The 24,308-nt window shown below is 71.6% G+C and carries 26 protein-coding genes; 13 read left to right on the top strand and 13 right to left on the bottom strand.

Features of this window, described 5'->3' with window-relative positions; all coding sequences use genetic code 11:
• Nucleotides 1–24 precede the first annotated feature (24 nt).
• Nucleotides 25–156, bottom strand: a complete 132-nt coding sequence (locus RMN98_RS04805; protein WP_309647661.1) for a hypothetical protein — start codon at nucleotides 154–156, stop codon at nucleotides 25–27.
• A gap of 156 nt (nucleotides 157–312) precedes the next feature.
• Between RMN98_RS04805 and RMN98_RS04810 the strand changes: the two genes are divergently transcribed.
• Nucleotides 313–1,089: a hypothetical protein gene (locus RMN98_RS04810; protein WP_309647662.1), complete on the top strand. Its 777-nt coding sequence runs from the start codon at nucleotides 313–315 to the stop codon at nucleotides 1,087–1,089.
• Here RMN98_RS04810 and RMN98_RS04815 read toward each other — a convergent pair.
• Both RMN98_RS04815 and RMN98_RS04820 read right to left on the bottom strand, forming a co-directional pair.
• On the bottom strand, nucleotides 1,072–1,494 hold the full coding sequence (locus tag RMN98_RS04815) for a TIGR03618 family F420-dependent PPOX class oxidoreductase (RefSeq protein WP_309647663.1): 423 nt from the start codon (nucleotides 1,492–1,494) through the stop codon (nucleotides 1,072–1,074). The two genes, RMN98_RS04810 and RMN98_RS04815, sit on opposite strands and share 18 nt — an antisense overlap.
• 38 nt (nucleotides 1,495–1,532) lie before the next feature.
• Nucleotides 1,533–3,179 (bottom strand): phospholipid carrier-dependent glycosyltransferase, encoded by a 1,647-nt coding sequence (locus RMN98_RS04820; protein WP_309647664.1) that lies wholly within the window; start codon nucleotides 3,177–3,179, stop codon nucleotides 1,533–1,535.
• 101 nt (nucleotides 3,180–3,280) lie between these two features.
• Here RMN98_RS04820 and rsmI point away from each other — a divergent pair, with 101 nt between their 5' ends.
• The 7 genes from rsmI (at nucleotide 3,281) to RMN98_RS04855 (ending at nucleotide 10,817) form a co-directional block, all read left to right on the top strand.
• On the top strand, nucleotides 3,281–4,102 hold the full coding sequence (rsmI, locus tag RMN98_RS04825) for a 16S rRNA (cytidine(1402)-2'-O)-methyltransferase (protein ID WP_309647686.1): 822 nt from the start codon (nucleotides 3,281–3,283) through the stop codon (nucleotides 4,100–4,102).
• A complete protein-coding gene (locus RMN98_RS04830; protein WP_309647665.1) occupies nucleotides 4,099–4,941 on the top strand; it encodes an alpha/beta fold hydrolase in 843 nt (280 codons plus the stop codon). Before rsmI ends, RMN98_RS04830 begins: the two co-directional genes overlap by 4 nt.
• Nucleotides 4,941–5,843 (top strand): TatD family hydrolase, encoded by a 903-nt coding sequence (locus RMN98_RS04835; RefSeq protein WP_309647666.1) that lies wholly within the window; start codon nucleotides 4,941–4,943, stop codon nucleotides 5,841–5,843. Before RMN98_RS04830 ends, RMN98_RS04835 begins: the two co-directional genes overlap by 1 nt.
• Nucleotides 5,844–6,141: 298 nt before the next feature.
• Complete coding sequence (locus RMN98_RS04840) at nucleotides 6,142–7,215, top strand: transglycosylase family protein (protein ID WP_309647667.1); 1,074 nt, start codon at nucleotides 6,142–6,144, stop codon at nucleotides 7,213–7,215.
• 17 nt (nucleotides 7,216–7,232) lie between these two features.
• Nucleotides 7,233–8,093, top strand: coding sequence for a 16S rRNA (adenine(1518)-N(6)/adenine(1519)-N(6))-dimethyltransferase RsmA (gene rsmA / locus RMN98_RS04845; RefSeq protein ID WP_309647668.1), 861 nt, complete (start codon nucleotides 7,233–7,235; stop codon nucleotides 8,091–8,093).
• Nucleotides 8,090–9,037, top strand: coding sequence for a 4-(cytidine 5'-diphospho)-2-C-methyl-D-erythritol kinase (locus RMN98_RS04850; protein WP_309647669.1), 948 nt, complete (start codon nucleotides 8,090–8,092; stop codon nucleotides 9,035–9,037). Before rsmA ends, RMN98_RS04850 begins: the two co-directional genes overlap by 4 nt.
• Nucleotides 9,030–10,817 (top strand): ABC-F family ATP-binding cassette domain-containing protein, encoded by a 1,788-nt coding sequence (locus tag RMN98_RS04855; protein WP_309647670.1) that lies wholly within the window; start codon nucleotides 9,030–9,032, stop codon nucleotides 10,815–10,817. The genes RMN98_RS04850 and RMN98_RS04855 overlap by 8 nt, the downstream gene beginning before the upstream one ends.
• A gap of 100 nt (nucleotides 10,818–10,917) precedes the next feature.
• On the opposite strand, the gene RMN98_RS04860 is transcribed toward RMN98_RS04855, so the two are convergent.
• Nucleotides 10,918–11,403 carry a MarR family transcriptional regulator gene (locus RMN98_RS04860; RefSeq protein WP_309647671.1) on the bottom strand — a complete coding sequence of 162 codons (486 nt, stop codon included), beginning with the start codon at nucleotides 11,401–11,403 and terminating at the stop codon, nucleotides 10,918–10,920.
• Nucleotides 11,404–11,497: 94 nt separating this feature from the next.
• On the opposite strand from RMN98_RS04860, the gene RMN98_RS04865 reads away from it, so the two are divergent.
• The 3 genes from RMN98_RS04865 to RMN98_RS04875 all read left to right on the top strand — a co-directional run bounded on the left by RMN98_RS04865 (nucleotide 11,498) and on the right by RMN98_RS04875 (nucleotide 13,053).
• The gene (locus RMN98_RS04865) at nucleotides 11,498–12,271 is read left to right on the top strand and encodes a methyltransferase domain-containing protein (protein ID WP_309647672.1); all 774 of its coding nucleotides are present in this window, start codon (nucleotides 11,498–11,500) and stop codon (nucleotides 12,269–12,271) included.
• Nucleotides 12,268–12,657, top strand: coding sequence for a glyoxalase (locus tag RMN98_RS04870; RefSeq protein WP_309647673.1), 390 nt, complete (start codon nucleotides 12,268–12,270; stop codon nucleotides 12,655–12,657). The genes RMN98_RS04865 and RMN98_RS04870 overlap by 4 nt, the downstream gene beginning before the upstream one ends.
• 132 nt (nucleotides 12,658–12,789) lie before the next feature.
• On the top strand, nucleotides 12,790–13,053 hold the full coding sequence (locus tag RMN98_RS04875) for a metal-sensitive transcriptional regulator (protein ID WP_309647674.1): 264 nt from the start codon (nucleotides 12,790–12,792) through the stop codon (nucleotides 13,051–13,053).
• Between the two features lie 9 nt (nucleotides 13,054–13,062).
• Here the strand turns inward: RMN98_RS04875 and RMN98_RS04880 are convergent, their stop codons facing one another.
• Both RMN98_RS04880 and RMN98_RS04885 read right to left on the bottom strand, forming a co-directional pair.
• Nucleotides 13,063–14,112: a phosphotransferase gene (locus RMN98_RS04880; protein ID WP_309647675.1), complete on the bottom strand. Its 1,050-nt coding sequence runs from the start codon at nucleotides 14,110–14,112 to the stop codon at nucleotides 13,063–13,065.
• Nucleotides 14,109–15,212 (bottom strand): TIGR03857 family LLM class F420-dependent oxidoreductase, encoded by a 1,104-nt coding sequence (locus RMN98_RS04885; protein ID WP_309647676.1) that lies wholly within the window; start codon nucleotides 15,210–15,212, stop codon nucleotides 14,109–14,111. Before RMN98_RS04885 ends, RMN98_RS04880 begins: the two co-directional genes overlap by 4 nt.
• Before the next feature lie 84 nt (nucleotides 15,213–15,296).
• On the opposite strand from RMN98_RS04885, the gene RMN98_RS04890 reads away from it, so the two are divergent.
• Nucleotides 15,297–15,773, top strand: coding sequence for a hotdog fold domain-containing protein (locus RMN98_RS04890; RefSeq protein ID WP_309647677.1), 477 nt, complete (start codon nucleotides 15,297–15,299; stop codon nucleotides 15,771–15,773).
• 3 nt (nucleotides 15,774–15,776) lie between these two features.
• Here RMN98_RS04890 and RMN98_RS04895 read toward each other — a convergent pair whose 3' ends face one another.
• The 7 genes from RMN98_RS04895 to RMN98_RS04925 form a co-directional block, all read right to left on the bottom strand.
• Nucleotides 15,777–17,294, bottom strand: coding sequence for a CehA/McbA family metallohydrolase (locus RMN98_RS04895; protein WP_309647678.1), 1,518 nt, complete (start codon nucleotides 17,292–17,294; stop codon nucleotides 15,777–15,779).
• Between the two features lie 34 nt (nucleotides 17,295–17,328).
• Nucleotides 17,329–18,192 (bottom strand): amino acid ABC transporter permease, encoded by an 864-nt coding sequence (locus RMN98_RS04900; protein WP_309647679.1) that lies wholly within the window; start codon nucleotides 18,190–18,192, stop codon nucleotides 17,329–17,331.
• Nucleotides 18,192–18,875 carry an amino acid ABC transporter permease gene (locus RMN98_RS04905; protein ID WP_309647680.1) on the bottom strand — a complete coding sequence of 228 codons (684 nt, stop codon included), beginning with the start codon at nucleotides 18,873–18,875 and terminating at the stop codon, nucleotides 18,192–18,194. Before RMN98_RS04905 ends, RMN98_RS04900 begins: the two co-directional genes overlap by 1 nt.
• Nucleotides 18,876–18,961: 86 nt before the next feature.
• Nucleotides 18,962–19,855, bottom strand: coding sequence for a glutamate ABC transporter substrate-binding protein (locus tag RMN98_RS04910; RefSeq protein ID WP_309647681.1), 894 nt, complete (start codon nucleotides 19,853–19,855; stop codon nucleotides 18,962–18,964).
• An 11-nt stretch (nucleotides 19,856–19,866) separates the two neighbouring features.
• Nucleotides 19,867–20,637 (bottom strand): amino acid ABC transporter ATP-binding protein, encoded by a 771-nt coding sequence (locus RMN98_RS04915; protein WP_309647687.1) that lies wholly within the window; start codon nucleotides 20,635–20,637, stop codon nucleotides 19,867–19,869.
• Nucleotides 20,638–20,752: 115 nt separating this feature from the next.
• Nucleotides 20,753–21,649, bottom strand: a complete 897-nt coding sequence (locus RMN98_RS04920) for a dihydropteroate synthase (RefSeq protein WP_309647682.1) — start codon at nucleotides 21,647–21,649, stop codon at nucleotides 20,753–20,755.
• Nucleotides 21,646–22,449 carry a dihydrofolate reductase family protein gene (locus RMN98_RS04925; RefSeq protein WP_309647683.1) on the bottom strand — a complete coding sequence of 268 codons (804 nt, stop codon included), beginning with the start codon at nucleotides 22,447–22,449 and terminating at the stop codon, nucleotides 21,646–21,648. The genes RMN98_RS04920 and RMN98_RS04925 overlap by 4 nt, the downstream gene beginning before the upstream one ends.
• 73 nt (nucleotides 22,450–22,522) lie before the next feature.
• On the opposite strand from RMN98_RS04925, the gene miaB reads away from it, so the two are divergent.
• Nucleotides 22,523–24,022: a tRNA (N6-isopentenyl adenosine(37)-C2)-methylthiotransferase MiaB gene (gene miaB / locus RMN98_RS04930; protein ID WP_309647684.1), complete on the top strand. Its 1,500-nt coding sequence runs from the start codon at nucleotides 22,523–22,525 to the stop codon at nucleotides 24,020–24,022.
• The last annotated feature ends 286 nt before the right edge of the window (nucleotides 24,023–24,308 follow it).

Consider the following 24,308-nt stretch of genomic DNA (forward strand, 5'->3'; position numbering starts at 1 on the left):
CAGCGACCGTCCCGGGGGCACTGCTCAGCGGCCGCGCGCCTCGAAGCACTGCGGCGAGCAGACCATGCCGGGGCGCTCGACCGGGACGGTGCGGCAGGTGCGGCAGGAACGGCGCATCAGCAGGCGGCTCGGCACGATCGTGAGCAGGCGGGTCATGAGCGTCGGTGCCCGTTACCGGCAGTCTCAATCACCGGTCTGGACCGCGACAGTGGCCCGCAGATCGACCAGGATTGCCGCAGCGTCGGACCGACCGGATATTCTGGTCTCCGGCCCGGCACGAGTGGGGGGTGATGGCCGATGCGGAGTGCGTTCGTGATCGCGCTCGCCCTCGTGGCGGTCCTGCTGACGACCGGTTCCACGGGCCAGCCGCCCAGCGAGACCCTCCGGGGCAGCCTCGCCGGGGAGGAGGTCCGCCTGACCACGCCCGGCGAGGGCATCGAGCCCAAGGGCCTCGTGGTCTGGTTCCACGGCCAGGGCGGCAACGTCAACGACCGCATCGACGGCCCGTGGCTCGACGCGCTGCGTCGCGAGGGCTACGCCATCGCCTCGTCCAACTTCCACGCCCAGTCCTGGGGCAACCCGGCCTCCACCCGCGACGCCGAGCTCCTGGTCGACTGGGCCGAGGAGAAGACGGGTCTCCCGGTCACCCTCTGGGTCTCGGGCTCCATGGGTGGCTCGGTCTCGCTCAACGCCCTCATCCACGGTGTCAAGGCCCCCAACTGCTGGTACGGCGTGAAGCCGGCCATCGCGCTCACCGAGATGGACGAGGTCCCCGGTGGCCCGGGCTTCATCTTCAAGGCCTTCGCCGGCAAGGTGCCGCCCGACCGCAACCCCGTGGCCAACGTGGAGTCGCTGCCGGTCAGCGTCCGCTACCGCATCGTCGCCTCGCGCGGCGACCAGTGGGTCATCTTCAAGGAGAACGCCGGGCCGCTGTCCTCGGGGCTGCGTGAGCGCGGTGCCGACGTGACGCAGCTGATCGTCGAGGGCTTCCACGACGACCCGTCTCACTTCAACGCCCGCGACCTGGTCGCCTACGCCGACTCCTGCCTCGACGAGGCGCCCCAGGAAGACTCAGCCCAGGCCGGCTGAGAAGAGCCCGGTCGAGCCCACGAAGCGTTCCACGTCGATGCGGATCGCCACCCGCGTCGGGTTCTCCCGCGGGACCCGGTAGCGCGAGGCGTAGCGCTCGCACGCCCGGGCCACCGAGGCCGCGTCGTCGACGACGACCCCGTGGCCCTCCAGCGTCGACCACCGGGCGCCGTCGACCGCACACGCGGCCACCTGCCCGGGCTCGAGCAGGTTGCGCGCCTTGCGCGAGGCTGCGCTGGTGATGACCCAGGCGCACTGCTCCTCGTGGTCGAGGGCGACGCCCACCGGCACCACGTGGAGCCGGCCGTCGGGTCGCAGCGTCGTCAGCGTGCACAGGTGGCGCTCGGTCCAGAAGTCCAGCAGGGGCTGGGGGAAGTCTCCCCAGACGGGGCGCCACGAGGTCATGGACCGAGACTAGCGGCGGCCCGGGCGGGCGCTGGGGCCTAGATCCAGCGGGTGAACCAGATCCGGTCGAGCCACTCCGCCCGGGTGAGCAGCTCGTGGGTGTAGATCGGCCAGAACCACGCGAAGTTGATCAGCACCAGCACGACGAACGAGCCGGCCAGCACCACGCCCGTCGTACGACGGGGCGAGGGGTGGGACGAGGGGCCGACGAGCCTGCCGATGGCCAGGGTGATCGCCAGGATCATGAACGGCAGGATCGGCATCGCGTAGAACAGGAAGATCGGCCGGTCGTCGTACTGCAACCACGGCAGCCAGGTCGCCCCGGCCCCGACGACGGTGAGGCCGAAGCGCCAGTCTCGTGCTCCGACCCACATCACCACGGCGAAGAGCAGCGCGACGATGCCGCCCCACCACAGCACGGGCGTGCCCAGCAGCAGCACCTGGCGCAGGCAGCTGCTGCCCTGCGGTGCCTGGCAGCCCCGGGTGCCGGGCTCGATGCCGGTGTCAGCCGCGACCCCGACCGGCCGGTTGAGCAGGAGCCCGCCCCGGGGCTGGGACTGGTAGGTGTGCTCGCTGCAGTTCAGGAAGTGCGCGTGGAAGGTGTACAGGTCCTGGTGGTAGCTGGTCAGCGACCGTAGCGACTGCCAGGCCTCGGCGACCCCGGTCGCGTCGGGCTCGGTCGCGGTCGGCCACCGGTCGTCGTTCAACGTCGGCTCGTCGTCGCAGGTCGCCCCCTCGGCGACGAAGCGGGTGTACTGCGTGGAGGAGAGCGCGTCCTCGTAGGCACTGGCGTTGAGCAGCCATCCGGTCCACGTCGCGACGTAGACGAGGAACGCGACCAGCACCAGCTGCACGAAGGCGGGGACGCCGTCGACGACGGCGGAGCGCAGCACCGGCCAGCGCACGCCGACCGAGCGGCGGGCGCCGGCGCTCCACAGCCACACCAGGATGCCGAACGCCGCCAGCGGGAACGCCGCGGTCCACTTCGTGCCGATGGCGAGCCCGAAGCACACCCCACCGAGCAGCAGCCACGGGCGCACCAGCAGCGGGCGGACCGGCCCCCAGGACCGTGCCGGGACGCGACCGTCGGTCCCCTCGGCCTGGACCTCGCGGGCCAGTCGGGCGCGGTGCCAGTCGCGGTCCACCACCAGGCAGGCCACGGCGCTGAGCAGGAAGAACGCGAGGAAGATGTCGAGCAGGGCCAGCCGCGACAGGACGAAGTGCAGGCCGTCGAAGGTCAGCAGCAGGCCGGCCACCAGCCCCAGGGCGGTCGATCCCGTGACCCGCTTGGCCAGCCGGCACATGACCAGCACCATCAACGCACCCACGACCGCGGCGGAGATGCGCCAGCCGAAGGGGTCCATGCCGAACGCCTTCTCTCCGAGGGCGATCAGCCACTTGCCGACCTCGGGGTGCACGACCATCGACGGGTCGGCGTTCCAGATTCCGGTGGTCTGCCCGTCGAGGATGCGCTCGTTGGCGTCGTCGACGTAGGTGCGGACGTAGCCGTGGTTGAGCATCGACCACGCGTCCTTGGCGTAGTACGTCTCGTCGAACTCGAAGACCCGGGGCGAGCCCAGGTGCCACAGCCGCAGCACCAGCGCCAGCAGCGCGACGCCGATCGACGCACCCCAGCTGGCCAGCGGCTCCTCCAGGGTGCCGCGCAGCCGGGCCGGGGTCCTCACGCTGCCGAACAATACGGGGCTGTCGTGAGGGGGCTGCGATGATCGGGACCGTGACTGACAAGAGCCCCGTGGACACGGCCGGCGGAGCAGAGGGCCCCGGCGTGCTCGTGCTCGCCGCCACCCCGATCGGTCGGGTCGCCGATGCCCCGCCGCGCCTGGCCGACGAGCTCGCGACCGCCGACGTGGTCGCCGCCGAGGACACGCGACGGCTCAAGCGGCTGACCAACGACCTGGGCGTCACGGTCACCGGCCGCGTCGTCTCCTACTTCGAGGGCAACGAGTCGGCGCGCACCCCGGTGCTGCTCGAGGCCTTGCTCGCGGGGCAGCGGGTGCTGCTCGTGACCGACGCCGGCATGCCGAGCGTCTCCGACCCCGGCTACCGGCTCGTCGCGGCCGCCGTCGCGGCCGACGTGCTGGTCACCGCCGTCCCCGGGCCGTCCGCGGTCCTCACCGCGCTGGCGGTCTCCGGGCTGCCGGTCGACCGCTTCTGCTTCGAGGGCTTCCTGCCGCGCAAGGCCGGTGAGCGGGCCCGACGCCTCGACGCCCTGGCCGGCGAGGAGCGGACCATGGTGTTCTTCGAGGCGCCGCACCGCACCGAGGTCGCGCTGCGGGCGATGGCGGAGGCCTGGGGCGGTGACCGCGCCGCCGCCGTGTGCCGCGAGCTGACCAAGACCCACGAAGAGGTGCGCCGTGGCCCGCTCGCCGACCTCGTCGCCTGGGCCGCCGAGGGCATCCGCGGTGAGGTCACGATCGTCGTCGAGGGGACGAGCGGGCCGGTCGTCTCCACGGACGAGACCAGCCTGCGCGCCGCCGTGCAGGAGCGGGAGGATCGGGGCATGAGTCGCAAGGAGTCGATCGTCGAGGTCGCCAAGCTGGCCGGTGTGCCCAAGCGCGAGGTCTACAACCTGGTGCACGGCGCGTGAGCGCCCGGATCACGGAGGTCCACCGCTCGGGACTGACCTTCGACGTGCTGGACGAGGGTCCGATCGAGGGCGACGTCGTCGTGCTGCTGCACGGCTTCCCCGAGCGGGCGACGTGCTGGCGCACGGTGGCGCCGCTGCTGCACGAGCAGGGCTACCGCACGCTGGCGATGGACCAGCGCGGCTACGCGCCCCGCGCCCGGCCGCCGCGCCGGCGTGACCACCGCATCACCGAGCTCTCCGACGACGTGGCGGCGCTCGTCGCAGCGGCCGGGGGCGGGGGTCCGGTCCACGTCGTCGGGCACGACTGGGGCGCCATCGTGGCCTGGGCGCTGGCCCTGCGGCAGCCGGAGCTGGTGCGCACCCTGACGGCCGTCTCGGTGCCGCACCCCACCGCGTTCCTCCGCTCGATGCTCTCGAGCAACCAGCTGCTCCGATCCTGGTACATGCTGCTCTTCCAGCTCCCGCGGATCCCCGAGCTCAGCGCCCGCAGGCCGGGCTCGGTGTTCGACCGCTCGCTGGCGCACGCCGGGATGACGCCCGACGAGATCGCGCGTTGTCGCACCGAGGTCGTCGACGACGGCGCACTGACGGGCGGGATGAACTGGTACCGCGCGCTGCCCTTCCTCGACCGGACCCTCGTCGGCCAGCACGTCACCGTCCCGACCACGCTGCTGTGGAGCGACGGCGACGTCGCGTTGGGTCGCAAGGGCGCCGAGCTGACCGAGAGGTACGTCGACGCCCCCTACCGCTTCGTCGCGCTGCACGGCGTCACCCACTGGATCCCCACGCAGGCCCCGGGGGCCTGTGCCGAGGCGATCCTCGACCGCGTCGGTGCGTGATGAGCGACGACGCCACGCGTGAGCCCACCCGCTCACGCGCTCCGACCGAGGAGAAGAGCGGCAGCCGTCGCGACCGGGAGCGACCGCCGGCCCCCGAGCCGCTGCCCCATCCGGTCGTCGACAACCACTGCCACCTCGACATCGCCGACGGTGACTGGCTGGCCACCGAGGAGGCCATCGCCGCCGCAGCCGCAGTCGGGGTGTCGCGCATCGTCCAGATCGGCTGCGACCTGCCCGGTGCCCGCTGGGCGGTCGAGGCGGCCGAGCGGCACGACGCGCTGGTGGCCGGGGTCGCCCTGCACCCCAACGAGGCGCCCCGGCTGGCGGAGGCCGGCACGCTGGACGCCGCGCTGGACGAGATCGAGCGGCTCGCCCAGGTGCACGACAAGGTCCGCGCGGTGGGGGAGACCGGCCTCGACCACTTCCGCACCGGTGAGGAGGGCCGCGCGGCCCAGGTGGCGTCCTTCCGACGTCACATCGACCTGGCCAAGCGACTCGACAAGACGCTCGTCATCCACGACCGCGACGCCCACGAGGAGGTGCTGGCGGTCCTCGACGAGGAGGGAGCGCCGCACCGCTGGGTCATGCACTGCTTCTCCGGCGACGTCGACTTCGCCCGCCGCTGCCTCGACCGGGGTGCCTACCTGTCCTTCGCCGGGACTGTCACCTTCAAGAACGCCCAGCCGCTGCGCGACGCGCTCGCCGTGGCCCCCCGGGATCGGGTGCTGGTCGAGACGGACGCGCCGTACCTCACCCCCACGCCCTACCGCGGTCGCCCCAACGCCTCCTACCTGGTGCCACTCACGATGCGGCTGATGGCGGAGGTCCGCGGCGACGACCTGGAGGAGCTGTGCGTCGCGGTCGACGCCAACACCGAGGCCGCCTTCGGGGGGTCCTGGTAGGCCGTCGAGCAGGTAAAACGAGGAGACGTGGCTCACTCCGGCCCGCCTGGAAGGGGGTCGAGGGTTTGCACATCCCACCGATCCACTGTTGTTCTGGAGGACAGACAGCCGGGATCGGGATCGATCTGACCAGCGCTCACCACCCTCCGTGCACCCGTCGCGCACCTTGCGACAGCAGCTCCGCGCGGCGCGCCGGCACCCGAGGACCGGGCAGGACGACGTTCGGAGAACCGTGCCCAGCAATGAGCACTCAACGCTAGCAAGACTGGTCCGCAGCAAGCGGGCCCTGGCCGCCCTCGTGGGTGTCGCTGCCATCGCCGTCGCCGGCACCACCTACGGCTACGCGTCGATGGGCACGACCGTGACCATGTCGGTCGACGGCCGCACGCAGGAGGTCACCTCCTTCGCGGACACCGTCGGCGAGGTCCTCGAGGACGAGGGCATCGAGGTCACGGCCCGCGACGTGGTGGCCCCCGGCCTCGACGAGACCGTCTCCGACGGCTCCAAGATCACCATCAAGTACGCCCGACCGGTCGACCTGAACGTCGACGGGGTCGAGACGACGCACTGGGTGACCGCGACCGACGTCGCCTCGGCGCTCGGCCAGATCGGCCTCACGCTCCGCGACGCCGACCTGTCCACCAGCCGTGGCGCCCCGATCAGCCGGGACGGGCTCGAGCTGGAGGTCGTCACCCCCAAGAACCTCACGTTCAAGATCGGGCCGAAGAAGGCCGTCAAGAAGACGGTGGTCGCGCTGACCGTCGAGGACGCGCTCAAGGAGATGGGCGTCGTCCTCCACCGCACGGACGAGACCCGGCCTGGTCCGGCCTCCGTCGTCGCCGACGGTGACCGGATCGTCTTCACCAACGTCCGCGTGGTCCGCAAGAGCGTCGAGGGCGAGCGTGTCGACTTCGGCACGGTCGAGCGCGAGGACGACACGATGACCGAGGGCGAGACGAGCGTCGTGCGCAGCGGCCGCGACGGTCTGCGCAACGTCACCTACCGCCTGGTGTTCCGCAACGGCGAGCTGACCGTGCGCGAGGTCGTGCGCCAGCAGGTGCTGCGCGCCCCGGTCGACGAGATCGTCGAGGTCGGCACCGCGCCGGCCGTCGACGCCTACGCCACGGGCACCACCGTGTGGGACTCCCTCGCGCAGTGCGAGTCCGGCGGCAACTGGGCGATCAACACCGGCAACGGCTACTACGGCGGGCTGCAGTTCAACCTCGGCACGTGGCAGGCCTACGGCGGGACCGGTCTCCCGAGCGAGAACAGCCGTGAGACCCAGATCGCCGTGGCGACCCGCCTGCGCGACGCCACCGGGGGCTACGGATCGTGGCCGGGCTGTGCCGCCTCGTTGGGTCTGCCGACCTGAGCACTAACCTCTCCTGCATGACCTCCTCCGCCGCCCCGAGACTCCTCGGGGCGGCGGACGTGCGTCAGCTGGCGGCCCGGCTCGACCTGCGCCCCACCAAGCAGCGCGGGCAGAACTTCGTGATCGACGGCAACACCTGCCGCCGCATCGTGCGCGAGTCGGGCATCACGGGGGACGACGTCGTCGTCGAGGTCGGCCCCGGCCTGGGGTCGTTGACGCTGGCCCTCCTCGAGGTGGCGCAGCGGGTGGTCGCCCTCGAGATCGACGACAAGCTCGCCGGCCTGCTGCCCGAGACGATCGCCGAGCACGCGCCCGAGCAGGCCGACCGCTTCGAGGTCGTCCTCGCCGACGCCATGCGCGTCACCGAGGTCCCCGGCCCGCCGCCGACCGCGCTGGTCGCCAACCTGCCCTACAACGTCTCGGTCCCGGTCCTGCTCCACCTGCTGATGCTGCTGCCCTCGCTGGAGCGCGGGCTGGTGATGGTGCAGGCCGAGGTCGCTGACCGCCTGGCGGCCTCGCCCGGCTCCAAGGTCTACGGCGTCCCGTCCGTCAAGGCCGCCTGGTACGCCGACGTACGTCGCGCGGGTGCGATCGGGCGCAACGTCTTCTGGCCGGCCCCCAACGTCGACTCGGGACTCGTCGCGTGGACTCGGCGCGAGCCGCCGGTCACGACGGCCACCCGCGAGCAGGTCTTCGCCGTCGTGGACCTGGCCTTCGCCCACCGGCGCAAGGTGCTGCGCGGTGCGCTGCGCGACCTGGCAGGGTCGGCCGAGGCCGCCGCGGCAGTGCTGGAGCACGCGGGCGTGGATCCCCTGGCCCGGGGCGAGAGCCTCACCGTCGAGCAGTTCGCCCGGATCGCGGAGGTCCTGCACGCGTGAGCATCCCCGTCAGGACCACGGTCAACATCACGGTCCGATCTGCAGCCAAGATCAACCTCCACCTCGGCGTCGGAGCCCCACGCGACGACGGCTTCCACCCGCTGACGACCGTCTACCAGGCGGTCGGCCTCTGCGACGACCTCACCGCGACCCTGCCGGGTGAGCAGGACGCCCCCTGGGACCTGCGGCTGCGCGTAGCCGACTACATCGACCCCGGCGCCGTCCCCGTCGACGACGACAACATCGTCGCCCGGGCGGCCACGCTCCTGGCGGCCCATCACGGGGTGCCGGTGCGCGGCCACGTCGACGTCGACAAGGCCATCCCGGTCGCGGGGGGTCTGGCCGGCGGCTCGGCCGATGCGGCGGCAGCCCTGGTGGCGCTGGACCGGCTCTGGGACGCGCGCACCTCCGACGACGACCTCCTGGCCCTGGCCGCCGAGCTCGGGAGCGACGTGCCGTTCGCGCTCATCGGCGGCACCGCCCTCGGGACCGGTCGCGGCGAGCACGTCATGCCGCTGCCCGACGGCGGCACCTGGTGGTGGGTGCTCGTGCCCAGCCGCGAGGGGCTCTCGACGCCGCAGGTCTACCGGCACTTCGACAAGCTGTTCCCCGATGCCCCGGCCGTGCCGCCTCCGGCGGACGAGCTGCTCGACGCCGTCGCCGCGGGTGACCCGGTGCGGCTGGCGCGGCTGCTGCGCAACGACCTGCAGGAGCCCGCCCTCGACCTGCGCCCCGACCTGGGCGTGCTGCTCGAGCGGGGGGAGTCCGAGGGTGCCCTGCGCGGCATCATCAGTGGATCGGGCCCGACCTGTGCCTTCCTGTGCGAGTCGTCCGACCACGCACGCGACCTGGCTGGGGCGCTGATGCGCCACGGGCACACCGTCGTCCTGGTCGCCAACGGTGCCGTCGCCGGCGCCCATCTCGTGGAGAACCTTCATGGCTAACCTGCTCAACCTCGAACGCGTCTCCAAGTCCTACGGCGTGCGTCCGCTGCTCACCGACGTGTCCCTCGGGATCGCCGTCGGCGAGCGCATCGGCATCGTCGGCCGCAACGGCGACGGCAAGACCACGCTGCTCGAGGTGATGACCGGCCTGGAGGAGCCGGACTCCGGCCGGGTCTCGATGACCCGTGGCCTGCACGTCGGCTACCTCCACCAGGGCGACGAGCTGGTCGACACCCACAGCGTCCGCGAGGCCGTGCTGGGCGGCATGGACGACCACGAGTGGGCTGCCGACCACCGCACCCGCGAGGTCGTGGAGGTGCTGCTCGCCGGGGTGTCCCTCGACCGTCCCGTGGTCGGGCTCTCCGGTGGTGAGCGCCGTCGGTGCTCGCTCGCCGCGTTGCTGCTCGGCGAGCACGACCTGGTCGTGCTCGACGAGCCGACCAACCACCTCGACGTCGAGGCGGTGGCCTGGCTGGCCGCCCACCTGGTGAAGCGCACCTCCGCGATGGTGGTCGTGACCCACGACCGGTGGTTCCTCGACGAGGTCTGCCAGTGGACCTGGGAGGTCCACGACGGGGTGGTGGACGCCTACGAGGGCGGCTACGCCGCGTTCGTGCTCGCCAAGGCCGAGCGCACCCGCCAGGCCTCGGCCACCGAGGCCCGGCGGCAGAACCTCGCCACGAAGGAGCTCGCCTGGCTCCGTCGAGGCGCTCCCGCCCGCACCGCCAAGCCGAAGTTCCGCATCGAGGCTGCCAACGCCCTGATCGAGGACGTCCCTCCGCCCCGTGACCGGCTGGAGCTGCAGAAGTTCGCCACCCAACGGCTCGGCAAGCAGGTCATCGACGTCGAGGACGTGGACCTCAAGCGCGGCGAGCGCTCCCTGCTCACCCGTGCCACCTGGCGCCTCGGCCCGGGGGACCGGGTCGGCCTGGTCGGCGTGAACGGCGCCGGCAAGACCTCGGTGCTCTCGCTGCTCGCGGGTGACCTCGCGCCCTCGGCAGGCACGGTGAAGCACGGCCGCACGATCGCGATGAAGCACCTGACCCAGCAGCTCGACGACCTCGATCCCGATGGGCGCGTGCTGCCGATGGTCGAGTCGTTCCGCCGGGTGGTGAAGACCGACAGCGGCGAGATCAGCGCCACCTCGATGCTGGAGCGCTTCGGCTTCACCGGCGACAAGCTGACCGCTCGCATCGGCGAGCTCTCCGGTGGCGAGCGGCGCCGCTTCCAGCTGCTGATGCTGCTGCTCGAGGAGCCCAACGTGCTGCTCCTCGACGAGCCCACCAACGACCTGGACATCGACACCCTCAACGTCCTCGAGGACTTCCTCGACGGCTGGCCGGGCACGCTGATCGTGGTCTCCCACGACCGCTACTTCCTCGAGCGGGTCACCGACTCCGTGTGGGCGCTGCTCGGCGACGGGCAGATCTCCATGCTGCCGCGCGGCGTGGACGAATACCTCGAGCGTCGTACGGCGTCCCTCGCGGCCGCCTCGTCCTCGGGTGCTTCCTCCGCGCCGGTGGTTGCGCCGGCGGCCGAGGAGGGCTCACGACCCAAGAGCGGCAGCGCCGAGGAGCGCACGGCGCGCAAGACGATGGCGCGCCTCGACAAGCAGCTGGCCCGTCTGACGAAGCGGGAGGCCGAGCTCAACGCCCAGATCGCCGAGCACGCCCACGACTACGACCTGCTGGCCGAGCTGAGCGCCGAGCTGACCACCGTCAGTGCCGAGCGTGACGCGGTCGAGGTCGAGTGGCTCGAGGCGGCCGAGGTGCTGAGCTGAGCGCGGCCGATCGCTTGTAACACGCTGTCTGCGCATCTACCCGGCCGCTGCAACGGTCTCGTAGATGTTGTAACTGCGTGTTACAACTTTTCCCGGGCGCTCAGGCGTAGGGCGCCAGCAGCGTCCTCAGCAGCGCCGCGAGCTTCTTCTGCTCACGCGCAGGCAGGTCGGCGAGCAGCGCCTGCTCGGCGACCAACAGCGCCTCGAACGCCGCGTCGACAGCCGTCTTGCCCTCGCGGGTGAGCCGGACGATGACGCCGCGCCGGTCCTCGGGGTCGGGGTAGCGCTCGACGAAGCCGCGCGCGGCGAGTCGGTCGACGCGGTTGGTCATGGTGCCGCTGGTCACGAGGGTCTCGCGCAGCAGCCGCCCGGGCGAGAGCTCGTAGGGCGCCCCGGCGCGCCGCAGGGCGGCCAGCACGTCGAACTCCCAGGACTCGATGCCGTGGGCGGTGAACGCCGCGCGGCGGGCCAGGTCGAGGTGGCGGGCCAGACGGCTGATCCGGCTGAAGACAGCCACGGGCTCGAGGTCGAGGTCCGCGCGCTCGCGCGCCCACGCCTCGACCAGCTCGTCGACCTCGTCCCGCATGGCGGCAAGCCTAGCCGATCCGGTCGAGAATCTTGACATCGAGAGATTCTGGTGGTGAGGTTATCTCGACATCAAGATACTTCGGGAGGCGACCATGCCGCACGGCTGGGATCCGCAGCGCTACCTCACCTACGCCGACGAGCGGGGTCGACCGTTCGTCGACCTGCTCGCACGCATCGACGCCGCCGACCCGCAGGTCGTCGTCGACCTCGGCTGCGGCCCGGGCAACCTGACCCGCCTGCTGGCCGACCGCTGGCCTGGCGCGACCGTCAGCGGGCTCGACTCGAGTCCCGAGATGATCGCCGCCGCGCGCGCGGCCCAGCCCGCGATCGCCTTCGGGGTCGCCGACCTCACCGGCTGGTCACCCGAGCCGGCGAGCGTCGACGTGCTCGTCTCCAACGCGACGCTGCAGTGGGTCCCGGGCCATCGTGAGCTGCTGGCGGGCCTGCTGCGCGCCCTGCGCCCCGGGGGGTGGTTCGCCTTCCAGGTGCCGGCCAACGTCGACCAGCCCAGCCACACCCTGCGCGCGGAGCTCGCCGACCTCCCGCCGTACGACGAGCACACCGGCGGCATCGCGTCTCCCGCGAGCCACGACGCGGCCGCCTACCTCGAGACGCTCAGCGCGCTGGGCTGCGAGGTCGACGCGTGGGAGACGACCTACCTGCACGTGCTGAGGGGGGAGGACCCGGTGTTCACGTGGGTGAGCGCCACGGGCGCTCGCCCCACGCTGGAGGCACTGCCCGACGACCTGCGCGCCGACTTCGAGCGGGACTTCAAGCAGCGGCTGCGCGAGGCCTACCCTGCTCGGGACGGCCGTGTCGTGCTGCCCTTCCGCCGCGTCCTCGTGGTCGCGCAGGTGCCTGCATGAGGTTGCACCACGTCCAGGTCGCCTGCCCGCCGGGTGGCGAGGACGTCGCACGCAGGTTCTACGCCGAGGCGCTGGCGATGACCGAGGTCGACAAGCCCGAGGACCTGCGGGCGCGGGGCGGCGCGTGGTTCCGCGCCCACGACGAGCACGGTGTCGTCACCGCGGAGGTCCACGTCGGCGTCGAGGACCCGTTCGTCCCGGCCCGCAAGGCGCACCTGGCGCTGGTGCTCGACAGCCTGGCCCACTTCCAGGCCGTGGCGTCGCGGCTCACGCTGGGTGGCTTCGACCTCGACCTGAGCCAGCGCCACACGTTCCCGGGCCACGAACGGCTGCACACCCACGACGGCCACGGGAACCGAATCGAGATTTTGGTGCAGCGGGTCTAGACCTGCATAACCAGCGCCTGACGCGCACGGTTGTCCTGACAGGCGCACCCACCCGGTGCTCCAGGGGGTCCGCATGGGGACGTCCGCCTCCCGCACCCGGGACGCGGAGGTCGCGCGTCTAGCAGGAGTGCAGTGGAGACTCAGTCGGTCGAGCTCGTCGCCGTCGTCAACCGGATCAAGCGCGCCCAAGGACAGCTGGGCGGGGTGCTGCGCATGATCGAGGAAGCGCGCGACGTCGATGCGGTGCTGCACCAGCTCAAGGCGGTGTCCAACGCACTCGACCGCGCCGGCTTCGCGATGATCGCCTCCGAGTGGCGTCGCGCCAGCGAGCTCGGCGAGCAGCTGCCGGCCGAGCGCATGGACCAGCTGGAGAAGCTCTTCCTGTCCCTGGCCTGAGGGCCGAGCTCACACGAGGCCGAGCGTCTCCAGCTCCCGGATGGCTGCACACGAGCGCGCCACCATCGTGGCGAACATCCGGTCCCCGCGCTCGCTGCGGGTGCCGTAGGCGCAGCCGAACGTCGCGACCAGCGGCCCCTGCACCATCGCGAAGCGGTAGTCGTCCCAGCACTCCTCCAGGCTGTGCCCGCGGACGCCGTACGACGTGAGGGCGGCGTGGTAGGCCGCCACCAGGTCGCGCTCGCTCGAGGCCCGCACCGCGGGGTCGAGCGAGGTGCCGACGACGTAGGCCAGGTCGCGGGCCGGCAGCCCGAGCGACAGGGTCTGCCAGTCGACCGCCACCACGGCGGGGACGTCAGCGGACGCCCCGGCGGGGGCGAACATCAGGTTGTCGAGCCGGTAGTCGCCGTGCACCAGCGCGAAGCGCTCCGGCCGCGCCAGGCTCCACGCCTCGATGACCGGCACGCACGCGCGCAGGGTGTCGACGTCCACGGCCGCCAGCAGGTCGCCGAGCCCGTCGATGAACAGCTCGGTCGTCGGCCCGGCCAGCTCGGCGAGGATCGCGGCGTCCTCGGGCCCGCTCAGCGAGAGGTGGTCGAAGTCCTCGAGGGTCGGGTCGCTCCAGCGCGGGCCGTGCAGCCCGGCGAGGTTGACCACGGCGTCGCGCGCCTGGTCGACGGTGCAGCCGGCGATCTGGTCGCCCTGCACGGCCGGGGCGAGGTCCTCCATGACCAGCGTGAAGTCACCCGAGTCGGGCGCGATCGCGGCGAAGTGGCAGGCCGGCACGCGCACGGCGACGGTCGGGGCGATCTCGGCGTAGAAGATCAGCTCGCCGCGGTAGGCGCCGGCGAGCAGGTCGCGCGAGCCCTGGTCGGCCGCGGGCAGCTTGACCAGGACTGACGCCGGCACGTCCGCGCCCGTCAGGCGCAGTCGGTAGCAGGTGCCGATCTGCCCGGTCCCGACCTGCTCCGCGACGACCTCGGTCACCGCTGCCCCGAGCGCCTCGGAGACCCACGCGGCGGTCAGTCCGGAGGCGTCGGTGACGATCGGCGCGCTCATCGGACGTGCCCCGGGTTGACCGGCAGCGCGGGGAGGTCCGGCGGTCGGATCGCGCGGTAGGCCTCCAGCACCGGCGCGAGCTCGCCGGGCGTCGCGCCGTGCAGCACCACGCTGTCGGCGCCCGCCTCGAGCTGGTCGAGGATCCGCTGCGCGCAGTGGGCCGCGGACCCGGTCGCGGACGCGGCGGTCCACGCCGCCGGCAGCACCTGGTCGCGCAGGTAGGTCAGCTGCTCGGTCGTGCCGACGGCGTCGAACGCGCCGGCGTACCCCTGCACGAGGGGATCGTCCTTGAAGCGCTGCAGGTCCTCGACGTCCCAGCCGTTGGCGCGCACCAGCACCTCGCCGTAGCCCTGGAGGTAGGTCGCGAGCCGCCCGACCAGCTTGCGCAGGGCGAGCTCCTCGGGCACGGACTCCTCGACGACGGCGAGCACCGCCCAGATCCGTACGGCGGCGGGGTCGCGGCCCGCGGCGGCCGCGGCGTCACGGACGGTGCGGACCGAGCGCGCGAGGGTCTCGTCGCTGAGGAAGGTGTGGAGCACGACGCCGTCGGCGACCTGCCCGGCGAGCTCGAGCGACTTGTCGCCGATCGCCATCATCAGCACCGGGATGTCCTCGTCGAAGCTGCTGTCCTGGCTGAGGAAGGGATAGCGGCCGGCGGGGCCGTCGTGCCCGAACGCCTCGCCGTGCCAGAGTCGGCGATAGATCCCGATCACGTCCTGCATCTGCGCACCGGTGATCCGGGGGACGCCCATCACGTCGAAGAGCAGGCTGAAGCCTCGACCCAGGCCGAGGGCGTAGCGCCCGCCGCTCATCCGGTGCAGCGTCGTGGCCATGGTGGCGGTGACCAGCGGGTGGCGGGTGTTGTGGTTGGTGGCGGCCGTCGCGACCCCGATCGACGTCGACGCCGCCACGGCCGCTCCCGCGAGGACCGCGGCGTCCTTGACGTTGAAGCGCTCCGAGAGGAAGACCGACCCGATCCCGAGCCGCTCGGCGAGACGCACCTCGTCGAGCAGGTCGGCCGGACTGGCGCTGTGCCCGGCGAGGCCGTAGCAGGCCAGCTCGGGGAACTCCTGGGTGGCACGGGTCACAGTGTCGGTCACGCTGGCGGACGCTAGCAGGAGATTTGACACGTGTCAGCAGTCGATGCGTCGACGCTGAAGTTACTGACTGGTAACGTGTGTCGCATGAGCCAGGTCCTCTCTCTGTGGCAGAAGTCCACCTCCCTGCCCGTCGTCGGCCCGTTGGTCGGCAAGCGCGCGTTCTCGTTCGCGTTCAGCCAGATGGCGCCCTACTTCGCCACCATCCGCCCGCGCTTCGTCGAGATCCGTCCCGACTACGCCGAGCTGGTCATCCCCAAGCGCCGCGGCGTCCACAACCACCTGAAGACCGTGCACGCGATCGCGCTGTGCAACGGCTTGGAGGCCGCGATGGGTGCGTTGGCCGAGGCCACGATCCCCTCGGACAAGCGGTGGATCCCCAAGGGCATGGACGTCGCCTACACCGCCAAGGCGACCAGCGACATCACCTGCATCGCCGAGACCGACCCCGCGCAGTGGACCTCCGGCGACCCCGACCTGCCGGTGCGGGTCAGGGGTGTCCGCGACGACGGCACGGTCGTCATCGAGGGCGTCATCAAGCTCTGGGTGACGCCCAAGTCCTGACCCTCAGCCTGGGGACACGGGGCCGAGGAAGACCGGGTTGGTCATCGCGACCATCGGCAGCGCGGGCACGCCCTCGAGCGGGTTGGCGACCGGAGCAGCGTCGAGGCGGCGTACCTCCGCTCGCACGAAGGGCGTGACAGCCGCCGGCACCCGCGCCGTCACCGCGGCGCGACCGTCGGTCCCGGTCGTGAGCGCGCCCGCGACCGGCCCGGTCGGGCCGTGGATCTGCGCGAGGCAGGCCGGGGCCCCACGCACCTCGAGGCGTACGTCGACGAGGTCGGTCGCCGACGCCGTCAGTCGCTCGCCGCAGGTGGCCGAGCGGTCCCCGAGCGACGCGGTGAAGGTCAGGTCGACCTCGGAGGACTCGGCCAGCCACGCGTGGCCGCTCCGCACGGCACGCACCACCGCTGCGCTCGACAGCAGCGGGAGCCGCACGACTGTCTGCGCCCGTCCCACCTCCTGTCCCTCGTGGTGGGAGTCGGAGGTGCCGACGGCCGGGACGAACCGGCCGGCGACCAGCAGGGCGTGCCAGGCCTCGAGCGCGACCTGGTCGTCGAGGGTCCAGGGTCCGTTCCACAGCTCGACGGCGTCCATGTCGGCGTAGTCGTTGCCGAAGCCCCACCTGGTGCCGGGGATCGGCACGAACGGGTGGCACGCGATGGCGAGGCCGCCGAGCCCGCGGACCCGCCGGGTGGCACGGGCGAGCCGGTCGTCGGCCGGGCGGAAGCGCCAGTCGACCCAGGTGCCCGCCGGCAGGCCCATCGCGAGCCAGTGGCCGTCGCGCGTGGTGACCTCCTCGCCGACGACGACCAGCAACGGGTCGCCGGGGCGCACGTGACGGCCCCAGCTCAGCCCGGCGGAGCTGGTGTTGTGCTCCGACGAGCCGAGGAAGTCCAGTCCGGCCTCACGGGCGAGCCGGGCGAGCGCGGGCTGCGTGTGGCGGCCGTCGGAGTGGACGGTGTGGGTGTGCAGGTCACCGCGGTACCACCCGGGGGCGCTGCCGCGGACCGATCGCGGGGGAGGCGCAGGGGTGAAGGCCGGTCCCGGTGGCCCGAAGCGCAGGGTGACCGTGGCCTTCCACGCGACTCCCGGCGGCACGACGAGGAAGGGGCCGAGCGCGACGCGCCACCTGCCCGGGGCGATCGGCCCCGCGAGGTAGCCCGGCGTCGCGCTCGACGCGCTCACCCGGGCCCGCGAGCGGGCGCCGCCTGACCAGCCGCGGAAGCCGTGGGGGTCGAAGAGCCCGAGGTCGATGACGTTGGCCGTGAAGCCGGCGCCGGTCTCCAGCGCCTCGTAGGCGTAGGACACCTCGATCGCCCGCACCCCGCGCGGCACCCGGAAGGGCAGGTAGTGCCAGTCGGCCTGCGCCACCCCCGTGAACCGGCCCGAGAAGCGCAACGTCCGGCTGCTCCCGGCCGCCGCCGGCGCGGCCACCTGCAGCGCGGCGTACGACGCCACCCCGGCGCCCGCCGCGAGCAGGGTGCGGCGGTCGGGACCGCTGACGGCGTGGTGGTCGCACACGTGGGGCCAACGAGGCCGCTCGGGTGGTGTTACGTCAGATCGCGCCGCCGGTGTTGGCGCCGCCCTGCATGTTGGCGACGTTGGTGACGTCGAGGGGGCTCTTCTCGCCGACCAACCTGTGCTGCAGGTAGGTCGCGAGCAGGGTGAGCAGGAAGTTGACGGCGATGTACATCGCGGCGATCACGATGACCGTGGGCACCTGGTTCTGGAAGCTGGTGTAGATCCGCGTGCCGACGATCGTGAGCCCGGGGGCGGCGACGGCGTAGCCGAGGCTGGTGTCCTTGAGCGCGACGACACACTGGCTGATGATGGCAGGCAGCATGATCTTGACGGCCTGGGGAAGCAGCACGATCTGCATGACCTGGGTCTTGCGCATGCCGATCGCGTAGGCCGCCTCCGCCTGGCCCTTCGGCACGGCGAGCACCCCGGCGCGGAAGATCTCGGCCAGCACGGCGCCGTTGTAGAGCATCAGTGCGATGACGACGCTCCAGTAGGCGCCGCTGTCGCCGCGGCTGATGCCGTAGGAGTAGAAGACGAAGATCATCAGCAGGAGCACCGGGACGGCGCGGAAGAACTCCACGACCGCCCACGACGGCCAGCGCACCCAGCCGTGCTCGGAGAGCTTGCCGACCCCGAGCAGGACCCCCACGACGACCGCGCCCAGCACGGCGGTGAACGCCATCTGCAGGGTCGTCAGCAGCCCCTCGAGGAGTGCGTTGAGGTAGCGCGGGGTGATGAACGGCTCCCACTTGGCGTAGGTGAGCTGGTCCTCGCTGTAGAGCTTCCACACGACGAACGCGAGGACGCCCAGCAGGCCGAGCGCGGCGAGGAGGGTGTAGATGCGGTGGCGCGCGACGGTCTTGGGGCCGGGGGCGTCGAACAGGACGGCGGAGCTCATCAGGCGACCCTCCAGCGGCGCTCGAGTCGGTGGGCGGCGAACGAGACGACCTCGACGAGGATCACGAAGATCACCGCGAAGGTCAGGAAGATCTCGATGCGGTCCCCGGCATTCTTGTTGGTCAGGGTGCGCATGCGGGCGAAGGCCTCGAAGACCCCGAGGGCACCGGCGACGGTGGTGTTCTTCAGCAGCGCGATCTGCACGCTGGCCAGCGGCGGCACGGAGGCGCGGAAGGCCTGGGGCAGGATCACCTCGCGCATCACCCCGGCGAACGGGAGACCGATCGCGCGCGCTGCCTCCGCCTGGCCGAGCGGCACGGCGTTGACGCCGGAGCGCAGCGCCTCGCACACGAAGGTCGAGGTGTAGACGGTCAGGCCGATGACGCACGCGGTGAAGAGGTTGTTGAGGCGCACGTCGCCGATGGTGACGTCGACGAAGTTGAACTTCAGGCCGATCTTGGGCCCGGCGATGCGGAAGAAGATCAGGACGATGATCAGTGGGGTGTTGCGGATCATCGAGACGTAGACGGCCGTCGCCTTGCTCAGGACCGCGATGGGTCCCACGCGAGCCGCCGCGAGCAGCGTGCCGAACACGAGGGACAGAACTCCCGCGATCACGAAGAGCAGCACGGTGTAGGCGAAGGCCAGACCCACGTCGTCCAGGTTGTCCAGGACCGTTTCCACCAAGAACCTCTCAGTCGGTGTCGTCAGGAGCGAGCGGAGGGCGGCCGGTGGAAGCCGGCCGCCCTCGCGTCGTCAGGTGCTGAAGGTCAGGCTGCGGGGCACTCGTCGAGCGCCGGGGGCTCCGGCGTCTCGACACCGTCGCCACCGAGCGTGGCCTCGAAGGCCTCGGCCCACGAGCCGTCGTCGTAGGCGTCCTGGAGCACGCCGTTGATGAACTCGCACATCTCCGGGCTCTCGAGGCTGTAGCCGACGCCGATGCGCTCCTCGGAGAACTCCTCGCCGACGACCTTGAGCTCGCCCTCGTTCTGCGCCGCGAGGCCCAGCAGGATCGAGCCGTCGGTGGACATGGCCTCGACGGTGCCGTTGAGGACGTCCTCCGCGCACTGCGAGTAGGTCTCGGCGGGGGCGCCCACGGCGCCGGCGGCCTCGACGTTCTCGAGCGAGGTGGAGCCGGTCACGGAGCAGACCGTCTCGCCCTCGAGGTCCTCGATGCCGGTGATGTCGCTGTCCTCGGCGACGAGGACCTGCTGGCCGGTGAGGAAGTAGGGCCCGGTCTGGCCGACGATCTGGCGACGCTCGTCGGTGATCGAGTACGACGCCAGCACGAGGTCGACGCGCCCCTCCTCGAGGTAGGGCTCGCGGTTGTCGGAGATGGTCTCCTCCCACGTCACGGAGTCGGACTCGGGGTCGATGCCGAGAGCGGCCACGAGGAGCTTGGCGATCTCGACGTCGAAGCCGGTCGGGATGTCGGACGAGGCGTCCTGGAAGCCCAGCCCGGGCTGGTCGTACTTCACGCCCACCGTGATCTCGCCGGCCTCGGCGATCTCGGCCATCTTGGAGCCGGCCTCGAAGTCGTCGGCGCTGACGTCGGCTGCCTCGACGTCGACGCCGCCGGTGTCGCTGCCTGCGTCACCACAGGCGGCGAGGCTGAGGCTCAGCCCGAGAGCGGCCACGGCGGCCTTGATCCTCATGTGTCGCATCTGCATTCTCCTTAGTGCTTGAGGATCTTGCCGAGGAAGTCCTTGGCCCGATCGCTCTGGGGGTTGGTGAAGAACTCTTCGGGGGTGTTCTCCTCGACGACCTGACCGTCGGCCATGAAGAGCACCCGGTCGGCGGCGGTGCGGGCGAAGCCCATCTCGTGGGTGACGACGACCATGGTCATCCCACGCTCGGCGAGGTCGACCATGACGTCGAGGACCTCCTTGATCATCTCGGGGTCCAGCGCGGAGGTCGGCTCGTCGAAGAGCATCACCTTGGGATCCATCGCCAAGGCGCGGGCGATCGCGACGCGCTGCTGCTGGCCGCCGGAGAGCTGGGCGGGGTACTTGTCGGCCTGGTGGCCGATGCCGACGCGGTCGAGGAGCTCCTTGCCGCGGGTCTCGGCGTCGGCCTTCGACTTCTTGCGCACCTTGATCGGGCCGAGCGTGACGTTCTCGAGGATCGACTTGTGCGCGAAGAGGTTGAAGCTCTGGAAGACCATGCCGACCTCGGCGCGCAGGTTGGCCAGTGCCTTGCCCTCCTGCGGCAGCGGCTGGCCGTCGAGCGTGATCGAGCCCTCGTCGATCGTCTCGAGCCGGTTGATCGCGCGGCACAGCGTCGACTTGCCCGAGCCCGACGGGCCGATCACCACGACGACCTCGCCGCGCTTGATCGTCAGGTTGATGTCCTGCAGCACGTGGAGCTTGCCGAACCACTTGTTGACGCCGTCGAGCACCACGAGGGGCTCACCGGTCTCCGCTGGGCGTGACTCGCCCTCCACCATGGTCATGGCCGGTGACACTAGCCGTAGATAGTCCGAATGGGCTATGTGGCGACTGGGGTGATGCCGAGCCGTGACCTCCCCGACACCCGCTGGGCCCGTCGTACGACGGCGCCTCTCAGCGCACCTGGAGGAACTGCAGCGCGTCCAGGACGGCGCGCACCTGCGGGACCTCGTGGGTGCGGAAGACCCCGGTGCCGCCGAGCTTGGCGAGCACCGCGAACATCGGCTCCGCCTCGCGGAACTGCTCCTGGAACAGGTCGAAGGCGTGGGGCAGCGCGTGGCAGACCGGCAGGCCCAGCGAGCGCAGCCGGAAGGTCTGGAGGATCACCCGGGTCTGGAAGTCGACGCGCACCGACGGCACCGTCAGGTTGCCGTAGAAGAAGCCCAGGCCCGGGTCGATGATGATCCGTTCGAGGCCCTGCGAGCGGGCCTGAGCGATGCGGTCGGTGAAGTGGTCGACGAAGCCGGGGAAAGGATCCTCCTCCCGCTCGACGTCGGCGACGTCGCGCACGTTGGAGCCCAGGACCGAGCAGAGGATCACCGTGGCGTCGTAGGCGACCGCGAGGTCGAAGAACTCCTCCTGGTGCTCGGCGCCGGTGAAGTTGAGGACCTTCGCGCCGGCCTTGAGGCAGGCCTCCGCGACGTCGGGGTGATAGGTCTCGGCCGACACGACGACGTCGCTGTCGGCGAGCGCCTTGATGACCGGGACGAGCTTGTCGACCTGTCCCTGGCGCTCGACGCGGGTGGCGGCGGCGTTGGTCGACTCCGCGCCGATGTCCACCAGGTCGGCACCTTGCGCGGCGAAGATGCGCCCGCGGCGGATCGCCGACTCGGTGCTGGTCGCGATCGAGTCGCGGTACGTCGAGTCGCGCGACAGGTTGAGCGTGGCCATGACCACGGGGGTGGTGTCGCTGTCGATGACCCGGTCGCCCAGCACGACCGGCGCGACCGGGGCGTCCAGGGTGTCGCGGTGCGCCTCGGCCATCTCGGCCAGCGCGGCGAGGCTGATCACGACGCGTCCTCGTCCGCGGCGTCGACGTCGTGCTCTCGGTCGCGGGTGTAGCGGGCGAAGAGGAAGGAGTCGTGCAGCAGCAGACCGGCCAGCGAGAAGCCGGGGACCGCCTCGAGGTCGCCGGGCGAGGACTCGATGACGGTCGTGGGCATCACCGGGGCGACGGTCAGGTCGACCTCGTCGATGACGTCGTCGGCCGCGAAGGCGGTGAGGAGGCCGGGCCCGCCCTCGCAGACGAGCCGCGTCAGCCCGCGCTGGTGCAGCGCAGCCACCAGGTCGGCGGCCTTGAGGTCGTCGCCGGGCAGGACGAGCAGCTCCGCGTGCTTGCGGGCCTCCTCCTTGGCATCGTCGGGCGCCGCCTCGGTCGTCGCGACGATCGGGGTGTGGAAGGACTGGGCGAACATGTCCTCCGACCACGGCAGGTCCAGGCTGCCGCTGACGATCACCATCACCGGCGCCTCGCTCAGGCCGAGGGCCGTGCGCTCGGCGGCGGCGTCCGGATCCGCCTTCAGCGGCCCGTAGGGCTCCTGGCGCACCGTCGTCGCACCGACGACGATCGCGTCGGCCAGCCGGCGTACCTCGCCCAGGACCTCGCGGTCGATGTCCGAGGAGATCGAGCGGCTGCGCCCGTCGGGCCCGGCCACGCCACCGTCGAGCGCGCGGAGCATGGTGACGCGGGTCCACGTGCCCTCGGTCGGCCAGGGGTAGGCCTGCGCGAGGTCGATGTCGCCGACCCCCTCGTCGGGCTCCTTCTCCTTGGCGAGCCTGGCCAGGTCGTCTCCGTTCAGCAGCAAGCGCATGCTCGGCAGCCTAGCCAGCGGACGGTGACGGGATTCGGGCCGTGAGAGGCGCTCGCCGTACCCTGGGACGGCCATGACTGCCACGCCTGAGACCGCTCTCGAGAGTCCTGCACGCACCTACGAGGTCAAGACCTACGGGTGTCAGATGAACGTCCACGACTCCGAGCGGCTGACCGGGCTGCTGGAGACTGCGGGCTACGTGCCGGCGGCGTCGGACGTGCAGGCCGACGTGGTGGTCTTCAACACCTGCGCGGTCCGGGAGAACGCCGACAACAAGCTCTACGGCAACCTGTCGCACCTGGCGCCGATCAAGGCCGCCAACCCCGACATGCAGATCGCGGTCGGCGGCTGCCTGGCGCAGAAGGACCGCGCGACGATCACGGCCAAGGCGCCCTACGTCGACGTCGTCTTCGGCACCCACAACATCGGCTCGCTTCCGGTGCTGCTCGAGCGCGCACGGGTGCAGCAGGAGGCCCAGGTCGAGATCCTGGAGTCGCTCGACGTCTTCCCCTCGACCCTGCCGACCAAGCGCGACTCGGCCTATGCGGCGTGGGTGTCGATCTCGGTCGGCTGCAACAACAGCTGCACGTTCTGCATCGTGCCCGCGCTGCGCGGCAAGGAGAAGGACCGCCGTCCCGGCGAGATCCTCGCCGAGATCGAGGCGCTGGTCGCCGACGGGGTCTCCGAGATCACCCTGCTGGGGCAGAACGTCAACGCCTACGGCGTGGAGTTCGGCGACCGGCAGGCCTTCTCCCAGCTGCTGCGCTCCTGCGGGTCGATCGAGGGGCTCGAGCGGGTGCGCTTCACCTCGCCGCACCCCGCGGAGTTCACCGACGACGTCATCGAGGCGATGGCCGAGACGCCCAACGTGATGCCGTCGCTGCACATGCCGCTGCAGTCGGGCTCCGACCGCGTGCTCCGGGCGATGATGCGCTCCTACCGCTCGACGAAGTACCTCGGGATCATCGAGCGCGTGCGCGCCGCCATGCCCGACGCCGCGATCACCACCGACATCATCGTGGGCTTCCCCGGTGAGACCGAGGAGGACTTCACCGCGACGCTCGACGTCGTGCGCGAGGCCCGCTTCGCGGGGGCCTTCACCTTCCAGTACTCCAAGCGTCCCGGCACCCCCGCCGCCACGCTCGAGGACCAGGTGTCGCCGGCGGTGGTCAAGGACCGCTACGAGCGCCTGGTCGCGCTGGTCAACGAGATCGCGTGGGCGGAGAGCCAGAAGCTGGTCGGTCGTCGGGTCGAGCTGATGGTCTCCGAGGGCGAGGGCCGCAAGGACGCCGCCACCCTGCGGTTGTCGGGCCGCGGGCCCGACAACCGCCTCGTGCACTTCGCCGCGCCCGCGGAGCCGGTCCGCCCGGGCGACCGCGTCACCGTCGAGATCACCTACGCCGCGCCGCACCACCTGGTCGCCGACAGCGTGGCCGTCGTGCGCCGCACGCGCTCGGGGGATGCCTGGGAGGCCCGCCAGGACGCTCCCGCCGGCTCCGGTGCCGGCGTGACGCTCGGGATGCCGACGATCGGCGTCCCCGCCCCGCTGCCCGACGCGCCCGCCTGCCGCTGAGGTCCGACGTGACCGTGCGCGGCGGTCGCGGTCGTCGGGTCGTGTGCCGCAGAGCGCGCTGCAGCGCTGCGACCGGCACACGACTGTCCGGACCTGACGACCACTGACGGGCCGGGTTCGAGTCGTGTGCCGCATCCAGCGCCGTGCCGCTGTGTGAAGGCTCAGGACATCGCGGACACATTAAGTCTCAAGACATCGCGGACACCTGATCGGCTGTGTGGCCCTGGTTGGACGAGCCTGGGGCATGGCCAAGGATGGAGTGCCGGTGTCTCCGGAGTTCGCAGCG

The sequence above is a fragment of the Nocardioides sp. genome (assembly GCF_031397825.1).
GTDB lineage: Bacteria > Actinomycetota > Actinomycetes > Propionibacteriales > Nocardioidaceae > Nocardioides.